Origin of the sequence: Streptomyces sp. WELS2 (assembly GCF_013870595.1) — a bacterium.
Lineage (GTDB): Bacteria > Actinomycetota > Actinomycetes > Streptomycetales > Streptomycetaceae > Streptomyces.
This window is the reverse complement of sequence record NZ_JACBWZ010000938.1, coordinates 1-2,234: the sequence shown is the minus strand read 5'-3', so window position 1 is coordinate 2,234 and position 2,234 is coordinate 1. Positions and strand designations below refer to the sequence as shown.

The following is a 2,234-nucleotide window of genomic DNA, read 5'->3' as shown; positions in this document are numbered from 1 at the left end:
CCGAGCGCCGAGCCCACCGCGTCCCACGAGAAACCGAGCGAGCGGTCGAAGTCCACCGCGGCCGTGACCAGCGTCTCGACACTGTCGCGGAGTTCCTGGGCGAGGCGGACCGTCGGGGCGGGGGCGCGTCCGTAGACGACGAAGCCCGTGGAGGGGCCGGAGCGGCGCGGGCGGTAGACGTTGCCCAGCTGGGCGGTGAGCGTACGCAGCGCGTCCACCTGCCGGCGGACCCGCTCGATGTCCCGCACCAGCAAGTGCAGGCTGGCCCGGGCCTGGGCGTCGTGGGTTGCGTGGTCGGCCATGAACAAGCCTCTCGAACCGGCGTTGAAAGGAATTCGGCCGCGAAAGCGGCCCGATGTGGTCAACTCTTTCTTGACCAACGCGCCGACCCCCCGCTGGTCACGGGGTGGGGGCGTACGGGCATATGCGTACGCCGGTCGCCCACCCGTGCGCCGTCCATGGTCATAGACTGGTGCGCTGCCCGACCCTCCCCGCCCGAGAGGCCCGATCCCGCCCATGAAGCTCGTCTTCGCCGGCACCCCCGAGGTCGCCGTTCCCGCCCTGGACGCCCTGCTCGACTCCGGGCGGCACGAGGTGGCCGCCGTCGTCACGCGGCCCGACGCGCCGGCCGGGCGCGGGCGCAGGCTGGTCGCGTCCCCCGTGGCCGAGCGGGCGGAGGAGGCCGGCATCGAGGTGCTGAAGCCGCTCAAGCCCCGGGACCCGGACTTCCTGGAGCGGCTGAAGCAGATCGCCCCGGACTGCTGCCCGGTCGTCGCCTACGGCGCCCTGCTGCCCCGGCCCGCCCTCGATATCCCGGCCCACGGCTGGGTCAACCTGCACTTCTCGCTGCTGCCCGCCTGGCGCGGCGCCGCGCCCGTGCAGCACGCCGTCATGGCGGGCGACGAGATCACCGGGGCGTCCACCTTCCTCATCGAGGAGGGCCTGGACTCCGGGCCCGTCTACGGCACCGTCACCGAGGCGATCCGCCCCACCGACACCAGCGGCGACCTGCTCACCCGGCTCGCCTTCGCGGGCGCCGGACTGCTCGCCGCCACCATGGACGGCATCGAGGACGGGACCCTGAAGGCCGTACCGCAGCCCGCCGAGGGCGTCTCCCTCGCCCCGAAGATCACCGTCGAGGACGCCCGGGTGGACTGGGCGGCGCCCGCGCTGCGCGTCGACCGGGTCGTGCGCGGCTGCACCCCCGCGCCCGGAGCCTGGACCACCTTCCGCGGCGAGCGGCTCAAGCTGGTCCAGGTCGTCCCCGTGCCCGAGCGGACCGGCCTGGAGCCGGGCCGGCTCACGGTGGGCAAGAACAGCGTGCACGTGGGCACCGGCTCGTACGCCGTCGAACTGCTCTGGGTGCAGGCCCAGGGCAAGAAGCCGATGCGCGCGGCCGACTGGGCGCGCGGGGTGCGCATCGCGGAGGGCGAGACGCTCGGCGGCTGACGCCCCGGACGGCGGTGGCGGGGATGCCCCGACGTAGGCTGGAGACGCATCCCCCTTCTATCTCCGGAGCACCTTTTTCGTGAGCGAGCAGTCCCGGCGGCCCCGCAGGCCCGCCAAGCCCTACCGCCGTCCCCAGAAGGACCCCGTCCGCATCCTGGCCTTCGAGGCGCTGCGCGCGGTGGACGAGCGGGACGCCTACGCCAACCTCGTGCTGCCCCCGCTGCTGCGCAAGGCCCGCGACAAGGGCGACTTCGACGCCCGGGACGCCGCGCTCGCCACCGAGCTGGTGTACGGCACGCTGCGCCGGCAGGGCACCTACGACGCCGTCATCGCCGCCTGTGTCGACCGGCCGCTGCGCGAGGTCGACCCGCCGGTGCTGGACGTGCTCAGCCTCGGTGTGCACCAGCTGCTCGGCACCCGGATCCCGACGCACGCGGCCGTCTCCGCCTCCGTGGAGCTGGCCCGGGTGGTGCTCGGGGACGGCCGGGCCAAGTTCGTCAACGCCGTGCTCCGCAAGGTCGCCCAGGACGACCTCGAGGGCTGGACCGGGAAGGTCGCGCCGCCCTACGACGAGGACCCCGAGGACCACCTGGCCGTCGTGCACTCGCACCCGCGCTGGGTCGTCTCCGCGCTCTGGGACTCCCTCGGCGGCGGCCGGACCGGCATCGAGCAGCTGCTGGCGGCCGACAACGAACGGCCCGAGGTGACCCTGGTGGCGCGGCCCGGCCGGGCCACCACCGAGGAACTGCTGCGCGAGGACGCCGCCGTGCCGGGCCGCTGGTCGC

Annotated in this window: 2 protein-coding genes and 1 pseudogene; 2 read left to right on the top strand and 1 reads right to left on the bottom strand. The window is 74.4% G+C overall.

Annotated features, from left to right (window positions below; genetic code table 11):
- Positions 1–302, bottom strand: a pseudogene (locus tag H5J33_RS31975) (hypothetical protein); the annotation flags it as partial.
- 214 nt (positions 303–516) lie between these two features.
- On the opposite strand from H5J33_RS31975, the gene fmt reads away from it, so the two are divergent.
- Complete coding sequence (fmt, locus tag H5J33_RS31970) at positions 517–1,449, top strand: methionyl-tRNA formyltransferase (RefSeq protein WP_181798232.1); 933 nt, start codon at positions 517–519, stop codon at positions 1,447–1,449.
- Between the two features lie 79 nt (positions 1,450–1,528).
- Positions 1,529–2,234 (top strand): transcription antitermination factor NusB (locus H5J33_RS31965; RefSeq protein WP_309485535.1); only part of this gene is annotated, 706 nt, incomplete at its 3' end.